The organism is Microbacterium sp. MPKO10, from assembly GCF_026107415.2.
In the GTDB taxonomy this organism is placed as follows: domain Bacteria; phylum Actinomycetota; class Actinomycetes; order Actinomycetales; family Microbacteriaceae; genus Paramicrobacterium.
Map to the genome: position 1 here is coordinate 1 of NZ_JAPCHX010000007.1, position 18,884 is coordinate 18,884.

At 61.5% G+C, this 18,884-nt stretch carries 18 protein-coding genes; 15 read left to right on the forward strand and 3 right to left on the reverse strand.

Annotated features, from left to right (window positions below; genetic code table 11):
- The first annotated feature begins 305 nt into the window (after positions 1–305).
- Positions 306–1,382, forward strand: a complete 1,077-nt coding sequence (locus OK352_RS16150; protein ID WP_265142548.1) for an MmpS family transport accessory protein — start codon at positions 306–308, stop codon at positions 1,380–1,382.
- A gap of 67 nt (positions 1,383–1,449) precedes the next feature.
- Here OK352_RS16150 and OK352_RS16155 read toward each other — a convergent pair whose 3' ends face one another.
- Positions 1,450–2,490 carry a sugar-binding transcriptional regulator gene (locus tag OK352_RS16155; protein WP_265142549.1) on the reverse strand — a complete coding sequence of 347 codons (1,041 nt, stop codon included), beginning with the start codon at positions 2,488–2,490 and terminating at the stop codon, positions 1,450–1,452.
- A gap of 154 nt (positions 2,491–2,644) precedes the next feature.
- Between OK352_RS16155 and OK352_RS16160 the strand changes: the two genes are divergently transcribed.
- The 12 genes from OK352_RS16160 (at position 2,645) to OK352_RS16215 (ending at position 14,463) form a co-directional block, all read left to right on the forward strand.
- The gene (locus OK352_RS16160) at positions 2,645–4,051 is read left to right on the forward strand and encodes an MFS transporter (RefSeq protein WP_265142550.1); all 1,407 of its coding nucleotides are present in this window, start codon (positions 2,645–2,647) and stop codon (positions 4,049–4,051) included.
- A gap of 38 nt (positions 4,052–4,089) precedes the next feature.
- Positions 4,090–5,025, forward strand: coding sequence for a phosphotriesterase family protein (locus OK352_RS16165; RefSeq protein ID WP_265142551.1), 936 nt, complete (start codon positions 4,090–4,092; stop codon positions 5,023–5,025).
- On the forward strand, positions 5,025–5,699 hold the full coding sequence (locus OK352_RS16170; protein WP_265142552.1) for an orotidine 5'-phosphate decarboxylase / HUMPS family protein: 675 nt from the start codon (positions 5,025–5,027) through the stop codon (positions 5,697–5,699). Before OK352_RS16165 ends, OK352_RS16170 begins: the two co-directional genes overlap by 1 nt.
- On the forward strand, positions 5,681–6,640 hold the full coding sequence (locus OK352_RS16175) for a sugar kinase (protein ID WP_265142553.1): 960 nt from the start codon (positions 5,681–5,683) through the stop codon (positions 6,638–6,640). Before OK352_RS16170 ends, OK352_RS16175 begins: the two co-directional genes overlap by 19 nt.
- A 40-nt stretch (positions 6,641–6,680) precedes the next feature.
- The gene (locus tag OK352_RS16180; protein WP_265142554.1) at positions 6,681–7,646 is read left to right on the forward strand and encodes a transketolase; all 966 of its coding nucleotides are present in this window, start codon (positions 6,681–6,683) and stop codon (positions 7,644–7,646) included.
- Positions 7,643–8,638, forward strand: coding sequence for a transketolase family protein (locus tag OK352_RS16185; RefSeq protein ID WP_265142555.1), 996 nt, complete (start codon positions 7,643–7,645; stop codon positions 8,636–8,638). The genes OK352_RS16180 and OK352_RS16185 overlap by 4 nt, the downstream gene beginning before the upstream one ends.
- Positions 8,639–8,646: 8 nt before the next feature.
- Positions 8,647–9,309, forward strand: a complete 663-nt coding sequence (locus OK352_RS16190) for an L-ribulose-5-phosphate 4-epimerase (protein ID WP_265142556.1) — start codon at positions 8,647–8,649, stop codon at positions 9,307–9,309.
- Positions 9,306–10,181: an L-ribulose-5-phosphate 3-epimerase gene (locus tag OK352_RS16195; protein ID WP_265142557.1), complete on the forward strand. Its 876-nt coding sequence runs from the start codon at positions 9,306–9,308 to the stop codon at positions 10,179–10,181. Before OK352_RS16190 ends, OK352_RS16195 begins: the two co-directional genes overlap by 4 nt.
- Positions 10,182–10,271: 90 nt before the next feature.
- A complete protein-coding gene (locus tag OK352_RS16200; protein WP_265142558.1) occupies positions 10,272–10,994 on the forward strand; it encodes a GntR family transcriptional regulator in 723 nt (240 codons plus the stop codon).
- A complete protein-coding gene (locus OK352_RS16205; RefSeq protein ID WP_265142559.1) occupies positions 10,991–12,022 on the forward strand; it encodes an ADP-ribosylglycohydrolase family protein in 1,032 nt (343 codons plus the stop codon). Before OK352_RS16200 ends, OK352_RS16205 begins: the two co-directional genes overlap by 4 nt.
- Positions 12,023–12,062: 40 nt before the next feature.
- Positions 12,063–13,538: a purine-cytosine permease family protein gene (locus tag OK352_RS16210; protein WP_265142560.1), complete on the forward strand. Its 1,476-nt coding sequence runs from the start codon at positions 12,063–12,065 to the stop codon at positions 13,536–13,538.
- Positions 13,531–14,463 carry a PfkB family carbohydrate kinase gene (locus OK352_RS16215; protein WP_265142561.1) on the forward strand — a complete coding sequence of 311 codons (933 nt, stop codon included), beginning with the start codon at positions 13,531–13,533 and terminating at the stop codon, positions 14,461–14,463. The genes OK352_RS16210 and OK352_RS16215 overlap by 8 nt, the downstream gene beginning before the upstream one ends.
- 26 nt (positions 14,464–14,489) lie before the next feature.
- Here the strand turns inward: OK352_RS16215 and OK352_RS16220 are convergent, their stop codons facing one another.
- Complete coding sequence (locus tag OK352_RS16220) at positions 14,490–15,494, reverse strand: D-2-hydroxyacid dehydrogenase (protein ID WP_265142562.1); 1,005 nt, start codon at positions 15,492–15,494, stop codon at positions 14,490–14,492.
- Between the two features lie 257 nt (positions 15,495–15,751).
- On the opposite strand from OK352_RS16220, the gene OK352_RS16225 reads away from it, so the two are divergent.
- Positions 15,752–16,762 (forward strand): ABC transporter permease, encoded by a 1,011-nt coding sequence (locus OK352_RS16225; RefSeq protein ID WP_265142637.1) that lies wholly within the window; start codon positions 15,752–15,754, stop codon positions 16,760–16,762.
- Positions 16,759–17,718 (forward strand): carbohydrate ABC transporter permease, encoded by a 960-nt coding sequence (locus OK352_RS16230; RefSeq protein ID WP_265142563.1) that lies wholly within the window; start codon positions 16,759–16,761, stop codon positions 17,716–17,718. Before OK352_RS16225 ends, OK352_RS16230 begins: the two co-directional genes overlap by 4 nt.
- A gap of 240 nt (positions 17,719–17,958) precedes the next feature.
- On the opposite strand, the gene OK352_RS16235 is transcribed toward OK352_RS16230, so the two are convergent.
- Positions 17,959–18,792 (reverse strand): NAD-dependent epimerase/dehydratase family protein, encoded by an 834-nt coding sequence (locus OK352_RS16235; RefSeq protein ID WP_265142564.1) that lies wholly within the window; start codon positions 18,790–18,792, stop codon positions 17,959–17,961.
- Positions 18,793–18,884: the final 92 nt, after the last annotated feature.

An 18,884-nucleotide genomic window follows, 5' to 3' on the forward strand; every position in this document is an offset into this window, starting at 1 on the left:
GTCGGTCATTTCGGAAGTCGAACCTCCTGTACCCCACCTGGGGGCTCCCTGAAGTGGGGAACGACATTACGTCATGCTTCACCTAGTTTGAGCCAAAAGGGTGTGCTGAAGCGCCGCCGTCATGTGCAAGGCGTGCAAGCGTATCCACAAGGAGTGAGCCGGACCACGGTTGCGGCTCAGCTGCGGACGGAGGCAGACAGTTGCGCGGGAATACTCCGGATCCAAGTAGTGGCCTTACTCACAGAACGTTTGCGAAGATCAAGCCTCGAAGACGGACGTTTAACAAGAAGCGTGCGATCAAGCTCGTGGGCATTGTTGCGACGAGTGCACTCGTGCTCATCGGAGGCGTGTGGCTGGCGACCGATTTGGGCAACCGCCGGACAGTGCCAGACCTGGCCGGGCTGACAGCCGATTCGGCCAAATCTGCCATATCGGATCTTGATCTCCATTCCGATCTCCACGTCAGTTCTGAGGCAGATGGCCTTGAGAATCAGTTCACGAGTGTTGCCAGTCAAGACCCTGGTGTGGGAGAAACCGTGTATGAAGGTGACACGATCACGATCAACATCTCCCCTGCTCTGGTGACTGTGCCGAAGGTCGTCGGCGTTTCTTACCGCGAAGCTGTTGATGCCCTCGAAGCCTTGTCATTTCACGTTCAACACAATTTTGGGGACAACACGCCGGGTGATGATTGGAAAGTTCTCGAGCAGGCAAACTCGCCTGGATCAGAAGTTGCCGCAGGGTCAACTCTTGAGCTGACCGTTGACGCTCCATTGGCCTCTGTTCCTCAGCTCTCTGGTCTGAGCACATTAGATGCGGAGCAGGAGGTGAAGACTGCATTCTTAACTTCCGCCACGGAAGGAGACGGTGACTTTGTGAGATCGGTTGACCCCGCGCCCGGAACAGAACTCGAGCCATTCAGCGAGGTCACCATGACCTTGGGCTACAAAGTTCCGGATGTTGTGGGAGTGAGCGCGTCCGAGGCGATTGACCAGCTTGAAGAGGCAGGGTTCACTGAAGTGACGTTGACTCACGATTCTGACCTCGAAGTTACAAAGCAGAGCATTGCAGCGGGCACGGTCACATCTGCTGATACCGCAATCGTTCTGACTGTGCCGTTGTCTGGAACGACATATCGTGTCACAGGGAACGGAAGTTCCGCGTTGATCACCTGGATGGGCCCGGATAGCTACAGCGTCCAACAAGATGCAAACGCCTCACTGCCGTGGGAAAAGTACTTCACGTCGAGCAGCGGATTCGTGAACTTCAGCGCGCAGATGAACAATGGCTCGTCCATTACGTGCACCGTTATTCGTGACGGAGAAACCATCATGGAGCATACCTCCACAGGCCTGTACGCGATTGTCTCCTGCGCTGGCTAGCCGAGCCGTTCAGGGTTCCGCGGGCCAGACACAATGGAGATCGCAGGGAGGAGCAATGAGATCATGGCTACGGGGTTCTCGTTGGAGACTCTGGCAGGTGCGCAAGCTCCTGCGCGGCCGTGACGTCCACAAGTAGCACGTCGATGAGCCCGGCACGTAATGCCGCTGCGATCGCAGGTGCTTTCTCCGTGCCCGCGGCAACCGCGACGACGAACGGGATGTCGCGAAGCGCACCGAGCGATGTTCCGATAACTCGATCATCGAGCGTGCTCGTCACCGGATTCCCCCGCGAGTCAACGAACCGCCCTAGAATGTGGCCGACAGCACCGTGTTTGTGCAGCGTCCGCACCGTATCGCCCGTGAGCGTGCCACTGAAGACGCTGGCCGGATGTCGGAAGCCCGCCCCGATCCCGATCACCGCGACATCGACGCTTCCAGCCAGTTCGAGAGTCCGTGCCACTTCAGGGGTTGCGGCAAGAGCCTTCGCGGCATTCGCATCCCGCGCAAGAAGAGGAGCGGGAAGACTGTGCGAAACGCCTCCGAGCGCTTCAGCCGCACGCCGACACAGCTCATCGCCGTCGAGAAGACGAGTGTTCCGTGACAGACCTCCCACCATTTGCACCACCGTCACGCCGCGCGACTTTGCATGATGGAGCTCAGCTACCATCGCATTGTGAATACGCCCATTCGACAGTCCGAGGGACATACCCGGTTGCAACACCGACTCCAAGAGCGTCGCACACGACTTTCCGACCTCGACAATGCCGTCGCTCACCGGTGAACGCGGGGCCACGCGCACGTGCTGTATGCCGTAGCGCAATTGAATTGTCTGCTCGAGCGAGACGCTGCGCTCCAGAGGGTGCGTGATTTGAATGTTGACGATGCCGACCTCGCGCGCTTCGGCTAGCATCCGTCCGACAGTTGGGCGCGAGTAGCCGGTCGCCTGAGCGATCTCGGCCTGGCCCATTCCGTACTCGTAGTACTGTCGTGCGACATCCAGAAGCAGCATTGCGCGCCGTCGCTCGGGCTCCTCTGCCCACAAACTTTGGACAAGCTGTGAACGGATGCTCAACTTGCGTTGGGCGCGTGTTGCTGTGTTCGGCACCATTGCGCCAATCTAGCGAGAGCTTTGCGGGAGTTCAAGAGCGGATGCTCATGAGATGCTTATCGATTCGGTGAGAGCATGCCTACAGTGGCTGAATCGCTCGGGCACCTTCGCCCGGCCATAGTCCTTTTCTCACCTCACTCAAGGGAGAGCGAGCATGTCACAACCGGGAACAGTTCCATCAGAGATCGCGGCGATCGAACAGAGTCCGCTCACTCGACGTCAGCGGCTCCTAGTCGGTGCGGCCGTGGTGAGCAATACCGTCGAGTTCTTTGACTTCTTCATAATCGGCTTCATCCTGTCGATTATTGCCGGACCGTGGCAGCTCACGTTTGGGGAGAGCGCCGTTATTCTCCTCTCCGGCGGAGTCGGCACGACGCTGGGTGCGTTGTTTTGGGGCCGCATTGCCGACAAGATCGGTCGCCGTCCCACATTCTTATGGACGGTTATCGTATTCTCCGTCGGAACCGGAGTCTGCGCAGCAATTCCGGACGGTGCATGGATTCTCTTCGCGTTACTTCGCGTGGTCGTCGGATTCGGTGTCGGTGGCCTTCCTGTCGTCGATATTCCGCTGATTTCGGAGTTCGTGCCGTCCAAGCACCGCGGTCGCATCGCCGGACTCGCTGTCGTCTTCATCCCTGTCGGACTGTTCCTCGGCGCCCAGGCTTCAGCTCTCTGGGGCGACACTCTAGGCTGGCGCGGGTTGCTCCTCCTCGGTTTGATTCCCGTCGTTCTCGTCTTCCCCATTCGTGTCATCGTCAGGGAGTCGCCGCGGTGGCTGATCCAGCAGGGACGATTCGAGGAAGCGCGCACAAACGTCGCCTGGTACCGCCACATGGACCCCGCAGACGTCGTGCTGCCGCCAGTCGAGGCGTTCGCGCAGTCAGCGGTCGGATTCGGGGAGGTGTGGCGCAATCACCGCAAGCCGCTGTTGATCGCGACGATCGGTTCATTCTGCTTCATTACCGCCTCGGCATCCGTTCAGGCATGGGGGCCGACGCTTCTGACGCAACTCATGCGCATCGAACCCGCACAGGCCGCGGAGCTGTTCGTGCTGGTAAGTCTGGCGTCGCTCATCGGCCGGCTCTTCTCTTCGCGCATCGCCGACGTAATCGGCCGCCGTTCGACCATGCTCGTAAGTGGTGTCGTCGGTGCAGGCTTCGTAACCCTCTCGGCATTGTCAGGGGACGCCGTCTGGTTCGGAGTATCCGTGTTCTATATCGGTGTGCTTGGTGCTTTCCTCTTCGGAGACGGTTCATTTGGAATCATCAATACGTTCACATCTGAGATGTTCCCGTCAAACGTTCGAGCCACCGGGCTCGGCATGGCGTACGGCATCGGTGCGCTCGGCAAGGTGTTTGGGCCTGCCCTCCTCGCGATCGTGTCCGGCAGCGGAAACCTCATCTCTCCAGAGGCGACTCAGGATGCGGTCGTGCCCGCGTTCCTCATCATGGCGGGACTCCTTGTCATCGGCGGCATCCTCTATCTCTTCGCAACGGAGACAAAGGGACGCAGCTTCGAAGACATCGACACTTCAAGCCTGAACCGCATCAAGTTGAAATAGCTCACTCGTCCGCACACAAGAAGCAAAGGAATCAGATCATGACTGACATTTTTCGTACGGTACTCGGCGACGTCGACTCGACTGAGATGGGTTACACAATGCCCCACGAGCACATCTTCACTCACCCTCAGGGGCATGGGAGCAAGAACGAGCAGGACCACATGCTCGATGATTACGCCAAGGGCGTGCAGATGCTCACCGAGTACAAGGAAATCGGCGGCGGCACGATCATCGAGGCTACGCCGAAGACCTGGGGCCGTGACCCGCAAGGAATGATCGATGCTTCTAAAGAGGCGGGCGTTCACGTCATCGCGTGCACCGGTTACATCTGCCAAGAGCACGGTATGGAAGAGAACATCACCGACCGCGGCGTCGACAACATCGCGCAGGAGATGGTCGACGATATTGAAACCGGTATGGGAGGAACGACCGGCAAGGCTGGCTGGATTAAGGTCGGCACTGCCTACATGTATGTGACCCCTGGTGAGGACATGGTCATTCGTGCCGCCGTGCAGGCGGCACAGCGCACGGGCGCGCCCATCAGCACGCACACGACGGGCGGCACGATGGGGATTGAGCAGCTGGAGATCGCCGCGTCTGAAGGCTTCGATCTCCGCCGCATGACTGTTGCGCACGTCGACCGCAACCCCGACCTTTGGTATCACCGCAAGATGCTTGAAACCGGTGCTTCGCTTATTTACGACGGCCCGGGCAAGGCAAAGTACTACCCCGACAGCGTGCGCATCGACCTGCTTCGCCAGCTCGTGAAGGACGGCTTCGGCGACCAACTGATGCTCTGCAACGACATGGGTCGCCGCTCCCACCACACGGTTTACGGCTTCGGGCCCGGATGGCAGTGGATCAAGCAGCGCTTCATCCCGCGTCTTCTCGAAGAGGGCTTCTCTGAAGAGCAGATCCACAAGTTCATGTACGACAACCCCCGTCGTCAGTTCAGCCTGGCGAAGCCTGAATAATGTCTGCCGTTCAGGTTCAGCTCGCGCTTGACACACTCACGACAGCGGAAGCGCTCGCCGCAGCCAGAGCTGCCGCCGCGTCGGTCGATGTGATCGAAGCGGGCACGGTGCTCTGCCTCAGCGAAGGCTTTCACGCCGTGCGGGCACTGCGTGCCGAGTTTCCGGAGTCCCCGATTGTTGCCGACATTCGCATCGCCCGTGCCGGCAGAAAGTTCGCGGACCTCGCGTTCTCTGCCGGCGCGAGCCGAGTGACTGTAGTCGGCGAATCCGGTATGACCGTCATCTCCGGTGCGCTGGCATCGGCCCAGTCGAATGGCGGCGAGGTCGAGGTTGAGTTGGGAGAGAATTGGACCGAAGACGAGGTGCAGCAGTGGGTTGACTCTGGAGTCAGCCACATCATCGCGCACCGCTCGGGCAGATTTCGAGCCGAAGACGACGACGAAATTCGCACAACGCTGGAGCGGCTCGAGAGCGTGGACCGGAGAAATGCGCGAGTCACCCTCGCCGGGGGGCTCGCGCTCGGCGACCTTGCCCACTTCCCGCGGGGCAACTTCGACGCTGTCGCCGTCGGCTCCACCATTGTGAAAGCTGACGATCCTCGAGCGGCGGCGCAATCGCTCCGCACTGAGATTCAGCAGGCTGAGAGGAGCTCACAATGGCAACCTACGATGTAACGGCATTCGGCGAGGGCGGCATTCGCCTGAGCGTTCCCGTTGGTGACCGAATCGACAGGGTATCGAGCTTCGAGGTTGGCATTGCGGGTACCGAGGCAAATGTCCTCGCGGGATTGTCGTCGCTCGGCTGGTCGACCAGCTGGATCAGCTCCCTGCCCGACTCGGCTCTCGGCCGTCGGGTCGAGACGCAGCTGCGGTCATACGGGGTCGATCTTGGCGGGGTTCACCGTGTTCCCGGAGCGCGCCTCGGCACCTACTACGTCGAATACTCCGGCGCTCCGCGTCCGACACAGGTCACGTTTGATCGTGCCGACACCGCATTCACCCGAATGCAGAGCGCGGACGTCGATTGGGACCGCATGCTCGACACGCGCGTGCTGCATCTCACGGGACTGACTGCGGCGCTCTCGGACTCTGCCCTGGCGATCACCGCCGAGGCGTTCACACGGGCGAAAGCCGCTGGCGCCACCGTGTCGTTCGACGTCAACTATCGCAAGAACCTTTGGTCGTGCGAGGCTGCAGCGCAGGCACTTCGTCCATTCATCGAAGACGCCGACATCCTCTTCTGTCGCTATGACGATGCCCGTGATCTCTATGGGTTGCAGGGCGAGTCTGACTCGGTCGTCGCTCAGCTCAGCGAGATGTCGAACGCCAGCACTGTGCTCATGAGCAGATCGGGCACGGGTGCGTGGGCAGCCATCGACGGTGTCGTGGCGCACACTCCGGCGTTTCCTGTCGACATCGTCGACAGGCTCGGAGCCGGCGACGGGTTCGCGGCTGGGTACCTTCACAGCTGGCTCAACGGTGACCGTGACAACGCCGTCGCGTCGGGATGCGCCATGGCCGCGCTCGCGCTCTCGCAATACGGAGAGCAGGTCGTTACGACTCGCGACGAGCTTCGCAACCTCATCACAGACCCCGGCCGCAGCTTGTCTCGCTGACGGCCGCACATTACCGATTCTCACCAGTATAAGGAGAGACATGTCTACAGTCACTCAAACTTCAACAGGCGGTTTGCCCGCCACATCCGACGGCGGTGCCTGGCAGAAAGAAGCCGAGCGCGTCGCCCGGCGCATCCGGGCACGCGTGCTCGAACTCACTATTCTGAAAAATGGATGCTATTTGAGCCAGGCGCTGTCATCCGCCGAGGTTCTTGCAACGCTCTACACGAAGATTCTCAAGCTCGAAGATCTCGCCGAGGCGCTGCCGTCGCCGCCGTTCACCGGCGTGCCGGGCAGCGAACACCGATCTCCGTCTGGCGGCCGCTTTCATGGCGAGCAGGCCGAAGACCGCGATCGTTTCCTCATCTCGCCCGCACACTATGCCGTTGCCATCTACGCTGCACTCGAATCCGTCGGCCGTCTGGCCGAAGGCGAGCTTGAGAGTTTCAACACTGACGGCAGCACGCTCGAGATGATCGGGGCGGAGCATTCGCCCGGCTTCGAGTTGACGACGGGATCATTCGGTCAGGCTCTTAGCCAGTCAGGAGGCATCGCATTTGCTCGACATCTACGCGGCGATACCGGCCGCACCGTCGTCTTTATGTCTGACGGTGAACTCGAAGAGGGCCAGACCTGGGAAGGTGTGCAAGCAGCCGCGTTCTTCAAGCTCGACAAGCTCATGCTTTTTGTTGACGTTAACGGACAACAGGTCGATGGGCTCACAAAAGACATCATGAATGTCGAGCCGATCAACTCGCGCTTTGAAGCCTTCGGCTGGGAGGTCGCGGTCGTCGACGGTCACGATGTCGCGGCGATCAACGAGGCGGTCGAGGCGAAGGAGAGGAACGGCAAGCCGCTCGTTGTGCTCGCCTACACCGACACCGCGAAGGGCATGCCATACCTCAACGCCCGCAAGCCTAATCTTCACTACGTGCGCCCGAAGACGGAAGACGACAAGACAGCATTCGCGGCGGCACTCGCAGAGCTTCAGGAGGAAGACTCATGATCGAGACTCAGGTTCACTCCCGCAACATCGTGTCGTGGGCGAAAGACAAGCCAGAGGTTTTCGTACTCTCGGGCGATCTCACCGGGTCCACTGAAATCGCAGCATTTAAATCGGAACTCCCCGAGCAGTTCTACAGCCTTGGGATGGCCGAGCAGAACATGCTCAGCTGGGCCGGCGGTATGGCGCGGGAGGGGCTCGTGCCCTACCTGCACACCTTTGCTGTGTTTCTGGTTCGCCGCCCGTACGATCAGCTTGCTATGTCGATCTGCTACCCCAACCTGCCCGTCAAGCTGGTCGGATTTCTTCCCGGCATCATGACACCCGGCGGCGTCTCGCACCAGGCGATCGAAGACATCAGCCTTATGCGCGGGCTTCCCAACATGACGGTGCTCGAAGTGGGGGATGCGGCAGACATCGAGTCCGTTCTCGATGTGGCACACGCCGTGAACGGTCCGGTTTACATTCGGATGCTGCGCGGTGCCATTCCGCGTCTGTTCGACGAGCCGATGCAGCTCGACCGCATCCGCCATGTCTCAGAGGGCGAAGACGTCACGATCTTCTCGAGCGGCATCTGCACAGAAGAAGTGATTCGCGCTGCCCGCGTGCTCGAGGAACACGGGGTGTCGATTACACACAGGCACGTCACAACGCACAAGCCGTTCAACGACCCGGCAATTGCCGACTCGATTCGTGCCGCCAAGAAAGCGGTCTTCACCGTGGAGAACCACACGGTGATTGGCGGTCTTGGGTCGGAAGTCGCCGAGACCATGGCGGAAATCGGTGCGGGGGTTCCCCTTGTGCGCATCGGCATTGACGACACGTTCGCCCATGGAGCATCCGCTCGCTATCTCATGGAGGAGCATGGTCTCACGGCGCGCCGCATCATCGAGAAGGTCGCAGACCACCTCGGCTTCCGTGTGGAAATTCCTGACGAGATCGACAGCATCGACGTGACTGTCGACGTGGGCGAAGAACAACTTGAAGCGTTGTAGGAGGAATCATGCTCGAAGAACTCAAGCACTATGTCTGGAAGGCGAATCTCGACCTGCAGGCGAATGGGCTGGTCGTCGGAACATCCGGCAACGTCAGTGCGCGTGATGTGGAATCAGGGCTTGTCGTCATCAAACCGAGTGGCGTGAGCTTCAATGAACTCACCGCCGAAGATATGAGCGTCGTCGACCTGCACGGTGCTGTGGTTGAGGGGCCGTACAAGCCATCGGTCGACACGGCGTCGCACCTGTATGTCTATCGCCACCGCGACGACATTCACGGTGTCGTGCACACGCACTCGCCGTATGCCACATCGTTTGCGATGCGAGGCGAGGCGATCCCCGTTTTCACGACAACGCATGCTGCGCTCTTCGGCGCTCCGATTCCGGTGTCTGACTATGCCGTGATCGGCGAGGAAGAGATCGGAAAAGAGATCGTCACGCACGTTGGCGACAGTACTGCTGTGCTCATCAAATCGCATGGAGTGTTCACGATCGGATCTGACGCGCAGCGGGCGCTGCGGTCCGCGCAGTACACCGAAGAGTGCGCCGAGGTTGCGCACTTGGCCATGCTGCGCGGTGAGATCGAGCCGCTCGACGACGAGACGATCGCGGCCTCGCGTTCCTGGTACTTGAAGGACTACGGGCAGGTGCCTATCGGCTCGGGGTCATGACTTGGGGGGACTCTCGGTTGCCGGCGATACGTCGCGTATCGTCGGCGATCGGCGTGTACGAGAAGGCGCTTTCTGGCAGAACGTGGGCCGATCGGTTTCGCCAGGCGACGACTGCTGGTTATGACTTCGTCGAGCTCTCCATTGACAGCAGCCTGCAGAAGCTGGAGCGACTCTCGTGGTCAGAAGGCGAGCGCACCGAATTGCGTCAGTGCGCGGCGGACGCTGGCAGTCGTATCGGCACAATCGTGCTGAGTGCGCATCGCGATTTTCCATGGGGGAGCCCCGAGGCATCCATTCGCCGTCGTGCCGACGACATAGCGCGCGGTGCCCTCGGGCTCGCTCGCGATCTCGGTGCGGAGTGCGTGCAGATCGCCGGATACTTCGTGTTCGATGGGCCGCGAGACGACAATGTGCGCGGCCGATTTATTGACGGGGTGCGTGCGGCGGCCTCGATCGCCGACGAACTTGGCATCACGCTCGCGATTGAGAACGTCGATGGGCAGGATGTTCTGTCGGCGGCTGACGGCATTGCTCTTCTGGCCGACATCGATAAGCCCGACGTGAAGCTCTACATCGACGTCGGCAATTACGCGGGAAACTCCCTCGATGTTGTAGGAGAGCTGGTGGCGGTACTGCCTCACGCCTATGCCGTGCAGTTCAAGGACGCGCGGCCCGGTGTCTTCCGGCGGGTGCCATTTGGCGAAGGGGAAGTGCCGTGGCCGAAGGTGCTGTCCGTGCTCGACGCATCCGAGTTTTGCGGTCCCGTCTCAATCGAAATGTGGAATGACGACGAAGACCCGTTGATGGCAGAAAGGGCACTCAGCTGGTTTGAGCATGTCGCGTTCGCGGCTGCGCCACGATCACAGCGTTAAGGCCGCGGTTCCGCAAAATCGTTTTCCGGAGGCCATGAACTGAAGGATTTCACTTGTGTGGACAGCAAGTGAACAGGTACAGTACAAGTCATGTCGACACCACCCGTCCGCAGCCTGAAGCATGACCTGGTCTTCTCCGAACTCAGGGAAGCGATCCGGCAGGGTCGCTACAGCCGGGGTGCAATGCTGCCCGGCGAACTTGAGCTCGCCGAGCAGTTCGCTGTCAGCAGGGGAACCGTGCGCAAAGCGCTGCAAGAGCTCGCCAACGAGCGTTTGATTCAGACCCGCAGCGGCGTCGGATCTGTCGTCATGTTCGACGACCACGAGCTCAGCGATTCGACAAGCTGGGGCCAGCCGCTGGTCGGCAGCGACGTGACGTTCGACTCGCAGATCCTGCGAATGGAGCGCGTCGTCGATCATGAATTCGCTGCGACAGTGGGGATTGACTCGGTCGACTTTCTCGCGGTAGACCGCACGCGTCACGTCGCTGAGGGCAAGCCCGTTTCACTCGAGCGAAGCCGAGTGCCCGCGGTGGGCTCGCTTGCGCGTGCTCCTGAGGAGGGGCTCATCGACAACTCCCTCGCGGCCACCATGGCAGCGTCAGGGCTCACACCCGCCCGCGTCGAGCAGTGGATCAGCGTGGCACCGCTGAGCCCCGAGGACGCTGCGATTCTCCGCCGTGAGAGCGGAGAGCTTTTCTTGCACCTTGTGCGCATCGCACGAGCAGCTGACGGGGCGTTCGTCGAGCGCGTCGTTAGTTGGCTCGACCCCGCCCGATTCCGCGTGCATGTCGTGTCTGGAGATCTGAAATGATCGCGTCGACCCTTGCCGACGAGCAGCAGGCCGCGGCATCCCGACTCGACCGAGCGCACGGCGCACTTCTCGGCCTCGCCCTCGGCGACGCACTGGGCATGCCCACCCAGTCGATGTCTCCGGACGAGATCGCCGAAGACTACGGCTCGATCACCCAGCTCATCGACGCTGGCCCGCGACAGATGATCGCGCACGGAATGCCGGCTGGCAGCATCACAGACGACACCGAGCAGGCCCTTCTACTGGCTCAGTTGGTAATCGACGGCGACGGGCGTATCGATGAGCGGGCCTTCGCGACGGCGCTCATCGACTGGGAGCGTGCCATGGAAGCGAAGGGATCGCTTGATCTCCTCGGGCCCTCCACCAAACGAGCGGTCGAGCGGATTCTTGATGGCGTTCCGGCAAGCGAGTCCGGCCGCTTCGGAGCGACAAACGGTGCAGCCATGCGGGTGGCGCCTATCGGCGTTGCTGCGCCGGCCGAGGATCTCCATGCCTTTATCGACACCGTCGTTGAGGCAAGCGCCGTCACCCACAACACCTCACTCGGCATCGCGAGCGCGTCAGCGATCGGCGCCGCCGTGAGTGTCGGCGTCGATGGCGGTACACGTCAGGATGCTGTTGACACAGCGATCGCCGCGGCACGCCTGGGCGATCGCCGCGGCCACTGGGTAGCTGGCGGTTCAATCGCCTCACGCATCGAGTGGGCGAGCGATCTCTTGCAAGAAACCCCCGTCACCGAGCATCCCCGTGTTCTCCGCGAGCTGGTGGGCACATCCGTAGCATCCCAAGAATCTGTTGTGGCCGCTGTCGCGCTTGTCGCGGTGTCCACGGACCCCTGGCAGACACTCTGCCTTGCCTCAAACCTCGGTGGTGATACCGACACCATCGCCGCGATGGCCGGTGCCGTGCTTGGCGCTGTCCATGGCGCTTCGATTTGGCCAGCCGACCCTGTGCAGCGGGTGCTGACCATGAACGCACTGGAACTCGAGCCCGTCGCGCAGCAGCTTCTGGCGCTGCGCACGAGCTGATTGACCCGACACTCCTCCGATACGACCGACAAGGACGTCCATGAGCGACAACATCCCGACACGCGTTGAACAGCGTGGAATCGAACCCGTTCCCGACTCTGAGCGCAACGGCAACCCGCTGCAGCTCTTCTGGGTCTGGTTCGCCGCGAACATCTCCATCCTCGGCCTGCCGTTGGGCGCCTCGCTTGTCGCGTTCCAGCTCCTCAACTTCTGGCAGTCGGTCGTTGTCGCCGTCATCGGCGCCGCGGGCGCATTCGCGCTGGTCGGAGTCGTCTCGATCGCCGGCCGCCGCGGCGGAGCACCGAGCATGACGCTCTCGCGCGCGGTCTTCGGTGTGCGTGGCAACATCGGCCCGACTCTCGTCTCACTTCTCTCGCGACTCGGCTGGGAGACCGTGAACACGACTACCGGCGCCTTTGTGCTGCTGTCGCTGTTCACGATCATGTTCGGCGTGTCAGGTGACCCCAAGATGGTCCCGCTGCTCGCCATCATTGCCATCGTGATCTTCGAAGCCTGCACACTGCTCGTCTCCGGTTTGGGGCACGCTGCGATCCTTGTCATTCAGAAGTGGGCCACCTGGATCTTCGGCGCGCTCAACCTCGTCGTCGCCGCGTTCATCGTCGCGACAGTGAACTGGGATGCTGTCTTCGCCGCAGCGCCGGGGCCGGTCAGCGCGATGCTCGTCGGGATCAGCGTCATCGCGGCGGGCACGGGAATCGGCTGGGCGAACGCGGGCGCCGACATGTCGCGCTACCAGCGGAAGTCTGTGCGTTCCAGTCACCTCATCTCATCGGCGGCGGCAGGTGCCGGCATCCCTCTGATCGTTCTGATCGGCATCGGGTCGCTCGTCACGATCGGCGATCCCTCCCTGGCCGAGGCAAGTGACCCTGTCGCAGCGATCCGCGAACTGCTGCCGTCATGGATGGCCGTGCCGTACTTGATCGCGGCATTCGGCGGCCTGCTTCTCTCGAACCACCTGTCGGTGTACTCGGCGGGGCTCACGACGCTGACCCTCGGCATCAAGGTGAAGCGCGTCTACGCGGTGACGCTCGATGTGGTCGTGACGTTCCTTGGGGCGCTCTACTTCATGCTCGTGGCCGACAGCTTCTACACACCGTTCATCACGCTCATCTCGGTGCTGGCGATCCCGATCACCGCGTGGCTCGCTGTGTTCCTCGTCGATATGAGGGGGCGCCGGTACTACGATCCGGATGCTCTGCTGGACCTGCGCGCGACAAGCGGCTACTGGTACCGCGGCGGAATCGAGTGGCGAGCATTCGGATCCTGGGCGCTTGCCATCGTGGTGGGTCTGCTCTTCTCCAAGGTTGGGCCCGCGGATGCTCCCTGGTTCACGGGTCTGCTCTCGCACACCTGGATCGCCACGAACGGCCTCGCATGGGTCCTCACATTCGTCATTGCCGGTGCCCTCTACCTCGTGCTCGGCGGAGCCCGTGCGGGTGCGGTACCTCTGAATGCAGATGACGCTGAAACGGCGAAGGCTGACGATCGTGTCTGAACAGGGCCGCCTCGTCTACGTTGGCAACGTCATTGTCGATCTTGTGATGCAGATCAACGCAATTCCGGAACCGGGCGGCGATACGCTCGCGCACTCGTCCATGATGACAGCGGGCGGTGGCTTCAACACCATGATCGCCGCGAAGCGGGACGGCGCCGACGTCGTCTTCACGGGGCAGTACGGCACGGGTCCATTCGGGTCGACGGTGCGCGCTGCTCTGGCGGAGAGTGGCTTCGACGTAGTGCAAGCGGGCGTCGACGATGTCGATAGCGGATACTGTGTGGCGCTTGTCGATGCCACGACCGAGCGCACGTTCGTCACATCCGTCGGAGCCGAGGGGCTGCTGACGGCAGACGACCTTGCGCGGGTCACGCTGCGCGAGAACGACATCGTCTTCGTCTCCGGGTACAGCCTCGCTCATGCGAGCAACGCGGCAGCAACTCCCGGGTGGCTCGAAGGTATACCCGGGCACGTACGGATTGTCCTCGACCCGAGTCCGCTCATCGGCGAAATCGACCCCGATACGCGCGACCGTGTCCTTCGCCGCACCGATATCTTGACGCTGAACGCTCGAGAATCGCAGATTCTGAGCGGCGGAGGTGAGGGGGCTGCTGCTGCCGACCGACTGAGTAGCATGATCCGCGTCGGCGGCTCCGTCATCGTTCGTGACGGCGAGCACGGCGCCATTCTCGCTCGTGCGGGATCATCTGCGAAAAGGATCCCGGCGATCGAGATAACGGCTGTCGATTCGAACGGTGCCGGTGATGCTCACGGCGGCGTGCTCACGGCGGCGCTGCTGCGCGGCGTGGCTTTACCCGACGCCGTGAGGCGCGCCAATGTCGCGGCGGCTCTGGCGGTCACGCGGGTCGGCCCGGCCACGTCTCCGACCGCCGCAGAAATCGACGAGGCCCTCGCCGACGAGTGAAGCGCGTCGGGCAACGCAATACCTCTTCAACTGCGGCCTTTGGTAAAAAGGTCGCGTGGCGAGAGCGCATTGAGTAGAGGCTCGTTGCGCCGGTAGCGTTCTGCGTTAGCGACGATCGTGTCAATGGAACGCTGCGTCTTGTCTGGAAGCTTCGGCGTCGCGTGCGGAGTGATGAAGACGTTCGGCATGTCCCAGAGTGGAGAGCTCTCGGGCAGCGGCTCGCGCTCGAACACGTCGAGGCCTGCGCCGGCAATCTCTCCGTTCTGCAGCGCTGTCACGAGGGCCGGTTCGTCGATCACGGCGCCCCGCGACATGTTGATGATCACAGCCGTCTTCTTCATGAGACGCAGCTGCGGCGCGGCGATCATGTGGAATGACACGTCGGTCAGGTTCGTCGCGAGCATGACGAAATCGGCGTCGCGCACCGCGGCGTCGACCGTGTCGCCGGCGTCTGTGCTGAGCAAGACATCGACATCCGCGGGTTTCGGGGTGTCACTGCGTGTGAGCACGGTGACGTGCATTCCGCTCGCACGCCCCAGGGCGGCCATTGCCTTGCCCGTGTGCCCGAAGCCGACGATGGTGAGATTCTGCCCCCACAGCGACTGTCGATTGCGGAACTCCTCGCCTCCGCTCCAGTCGTGAGCGCTCTGCTTTGCAAGCGTCGAGCGGATGTCGTACACGAAGTTGAGCGCGAAGAAGAACGCGTGCTGTGCGAGTGCGCCTCCGGATCGACCCGCCGATCCTGTGACGATGAGCCCTCGGTCGAATACATCCTGGCGCGCTGAATCGTTGAGGCCGGCGTGGTCGCAGTGCACCCACTTCAGATGCGGCGCGGCGAGAACCTCGTCGCCCAGATCGCCGGCGAGCACAGCGACGTCGGCCTCGCCGAGCAACGCAGAGACAGCGTCGGTGTCGTGTTTTGACACATGCGTGAAGGATGCCGGTTCAAACGCCCGTCGAAGCTGCTCGATGCCCTCGTCGTCAAAATCGACGGTGGCAAGCACCCGGTGAATCTCTCGCCTGCTGGTCACTGTGTCTCCTTCGTCAGCGTGTCGCATCTCGCAGTATATCGGTTTATCCACCTACACAAAACACCGCGAAGCCAATGATTGTGGTTCTGATGAAGACTAGCTGTACTCTGTTGACAACGAGTAGATATATCGAAATACTAGTGACGTAAATTGAGGACGCCGCGTGCGAATCGGGCCGTCCACGATGAAGTGAGGCGACATGCTGACGACAATCGCGCTTCCGGGTGCGACCAAGGACGGAGTGACCGGTGACTGACCTGCATGTGCGGCGCGAGCCCGAGTCATCCGACGCGCAATCTCGCCAGACGGCACGATCACAACGGAGCGCGCGCGCGAAGAGCAAACGTGCACCGCATCGCAAGCTGAGTTTACGCACACGCATCCGAAATGACCGATCGCGGCTGATCATGGTCATCCCGATGCTGGTGCTCTTTCTTCTGTTCACCTATCTGCCGATTCTGGGCAACATCGTGGCGTTCCTCGACTATTCGCCATACTCGGGGTTCTTCGGCAGCGCGTTCGTCGGATTCGACAACTTTGTTCGCGTCCTCGCCGACAGCGGCTTCTGGCGTGCAGTCTCCAACACTGTCGTCATCACCGTCGTGCAGCTCGTCTTCTACTTCCCGCTCCCGATCATCCTCGCGATCGTGCTCAACAGCGTGCTGAATGAGAGGGTCCGCACGATCATCCAGTCGATCGTGTACCTGCCGCACTTTTTCAGCTGGGTCATCGTCGTGACGATCTTCCAGCAGATCTTCGGCGGAGCGGGCATCATCAACCAGATCTTGCGCGCCAACGGCGCCGAGCCGATCGAGATCATGACCAATCCCGATGTCTTCCTCGCCCTGCTGACGTCGCAGACGATCTGGAAGGATGCGGGTTGGGGCATCGTGCTCTTCCTTGCCGCGCTCGCCGCGATCAACTCCTCTCTCTACGAAGCGGCAGCGGTTGACGGCGCGAGCCGCTGGCGTCGACTCTGGCACATCACCCTTCCCGGCATCCGGTCGACGATTGTTCTGCTGCTCATACTTCGCCTGGGCGACGCACTGACTGTCGGGTTCGAGCAGATGCTCTTGCAGCGTGATGCCGTCGGCGTCGCTACGGCCGAGGTTCTCGACACGTTCGTGTACTACGAGGGCGTGCAGTACGGCGACTGGAGCTTCGCCGCCGCGGCGGGGCTAATCAAGGGGATTGTGAGCCTTGTGCTCGTTCTCGGTGCGAACAAGATCGCGCACATCTTTGGAGAAGACGGGATTTATCGACGATGACTCGCACAGAACTCAAGACCCGACGCCTGACCGTGCCCGCGAAGAAGGCAAAGCGCGCAGGCGCGCAGCGGCCGATCTGGGAAGAGCAGCCGACTTTCGGCGGCAGCCTGGCAAAGAGCATCCTGATCGGCGCGATCGTCATCGCCGTTCTGCTGCCGCTGTGGATGGTGGTCATCACCAGCCTCTCTACCGAAGAGACGATCCGCCAGGCCGGTGGCCTCGTGATCATTCCTCAAGAGATCACGTTCGGCGCCTATCGGCAGGTGTTTGCCGGCGGGGTCGTGACGCGCGCGATCGGGGTGAGCCTGTTCGTCGCCATCGTCGGAACGGCCATCGCTGTTCTTGTCACGATACTGGGCGCCTACGGTCTCTCGAAACCGTCGATGGTGTTCTTCAAGCCCATTCTCTTCACAGCGCTCATCACGATGTTTTTCGGTGCCGGGATCATTCCGACTTACCTCGTCGTCAGCAGCCTCGGGCTCATCAACTCGCTCTGGGCGCTCATTCTGCCGACCGCTGTATCGGCGTTCAACGTTCTGGTGATGCGATCGTTCTTCATGGGCATCGACGCCTCAGTGCTCGAGAGCGCGCGCATCGATGGCGCAGGCGAGTGGCGAATTCTCTTCACCATGGTCGTTCCGATGTCGAAGGCGGTCATCGCGGTCGTGGCGCTCTTCTATGGCGTGGCGTTCTGGAATGCCTTCTTCAATGCCATGCTCTACATCAATGACAACAGACTGTGGCCACTGCAGCTGGTGCTGCGTTCGTACGTGCTCCAGGGCACAGCGCAGCAGGGGAACGTGGGCGAGCAGATCGCGACGGGTGGAGCCCCTCTGGCCCCGATCGCCCTGCAGATGGCGCTCGTGGTGATTGCGATGCTGCCGATTCTCGTCGCCTACCCCTTCGTGCAGCGACACCTGAAGAACGGTGTCATGATCGGTGCGGTCAAGGGGTAGCGACCGGGCGAGAAATCTGGGCGCTGGGCGTTTGATTCGAATGCCGGTGAATGACGCTGGGGCTGGATGCTGATGCCGGATGTCAGTGACGGATGCTAACGCGGGATGTCAGTTCCGGATGCCGGGCGCTGCACGTCCGGTATGGGTTCCTCCGCCACGCGTCATGCCGGATCTCACGCGACGATTCCGCGCCGCGCGTCTCGCACCTGCGTCGGCACGACATCGCTGCCGTGAGCAGTGTTACGCATTTCGCCAGCCGTACTGCGGCGCGAAGCCCAGGAGGCGCTTGGCTTTCTCGTTCGAGAACAGCGTCTCGTGCTCGCCCAACTTGCGTGTGACCGTGCTGCCGGGGTGGAATCGTTCGACGAGGTCGGCGGTCGGCGTTGACATGACAGTGTCGTCAGCCGCGAGAATGAAGCGTTCATACCCCGGCACTCGGTACTCTGCCGCGAGGACGACGCCTTGGCCGGCATCGCGAACATCCGTGTAGCTCCAGAGGTTGTACCCGCGCCCGCGAGCATCCTGCTCGTAGCTCGCGAAGTTCTCATACATCTCGGGCAGCACGATCGTCGTCAGCATCATCGCGCTGATGCTGAGCGCAGGATCGTCTGCGGCCATGTGCTGAGCGATCTGCTCCTCGAGGTACTTGACCATTCCGTAATCGTGACCCGTACGATACGTTGCGGGCGAGGTCTCGACAATGGGCAGCTCGGCGGGAGACTCGGAGAACGGAAGCCCGAGAATCGTCTCACTCGACGCGAAGACGATCTTCGAGACACCGGCGCGCTGCGCAGCGCTGAGCACGTTGTACGAGGTCAGCATGTTGTTTCGGAAGAGCAGGTTGCCCGCCACTTTCGTGCGGCCGGGCATTCCGGCGAGATGGATGACCGCATCAAATCGGCCCTCGCGGATGATCTTATCGACGCTGTCGAACTCGGTCAGATCGATGATCGCCGACGCCGGGCCTTCGTCGCCGACGCGATCGATCACCGTCACATCATGGCCTCGCGTGCGAGCATATGCTGTGGCTTCGCTGCCGAGGCGACCGTTGCCGCCTGTGATTGCGATTCTCATGGGCATCCTTCGAATTGCGCTGAAATCTAGTATATCGAGTTACTAAAACGTGATCTCGAGTATTTCCTGTCATGCTAACGTATGTCACGGTA

Coding starts and splice junctions, on each gene's coding strand:
- OK352_RS16235 (WP_265142564.1), bottom strand. CDS start 18,792: ATGAGAATCGCAATCACAGGCGGCAACGGTCGCCTCGGCAGCGAAGCC.
- OK352_RS16170 (WP_265142552.1), top strand. CDS start 5,025: ATGTCTGCCGTTCAGGTTCAGCTCGCGCTTGACACACTCACGACAGCG.
- OK352_RS16200 (WP_265142558.1), top strand. CDS start 10,272: ATGTCGACACCACCCGTCCGCAGCCTGAAGCATGACCTGGTCTTCTCC.
- OK352_RS16185 (WP_265142555.1), top strand. CDS start 7,643: ATGATCGAGACTCAGGTTCACTCCCGCAACATCGTGTCGTGGGCGAAA.
- OK352_RS16210 (WP_265142560.1), top strand. CDS start 12,063: ATGAGCGACAACATCCCGACACGCGTTGAACAGCGTGGAATCGAACCC.
- OK352_RS16195 (WP_265142557.1), top strand. CDS start 9,306: ATGACTTGGGGGGACTCTCGGTTGCCGGCGATACGTCGCGTATCGTCG.
- OK352_RS16190 (WP_265142556.1), top strand. CDS start 8,647: ATGCTCGAAGAACTCAAGCACTATGTCTGGAAGGCGAATCTCGACCTG.
- OK352_RS16180 (WP_265142554.1), top strand. CDS start 6,681: ATGTCTACAGTCACTCAAACTTCAACAGGCGGTTTGCCCGCCACATCC.
- OK352_RS16175 (WP_265142553.1), top strand. CDS start 5,681: ATGGCAACCTACGATGTAACGGCATTCGGCGAGGGCGGCATTCGCCTG.
- OK352_RS16155 (WP_265142549.1), bottom strand. CDS start 2,490: ATGGTGCCGAACACAGCAACACGCGCCCAACGCAAGTTGAGCATCCGT.
- OK352_RS16160 (WP_265142550.1), top strand. CDS start 2,645: ATGTCACAACCGGGAACAGTTCCATCAGAGATCGCGGCGATCGAACAG.
- OK352_RS16165 (WP_265142551.1), top strand. CDS start 4,090: ATGACTGACATTTTTCGTACGGTACTCGGCGACGTCGACTCGACTGAG.
- OK352_RS16205 (WP_265142559.1), top strand. CDS start 10,991: ATGATCGCGTCGACCCTTGCCGACGAGCAGCAGGCCGCGGCATCCCGA.
- OK352_RS16230 (WP_265142563.1), top strand. CDS start 16,759: ATGACTCGCACAGAACTCAAGACCCGACGCCTGACCGTGCCCGCGAAG.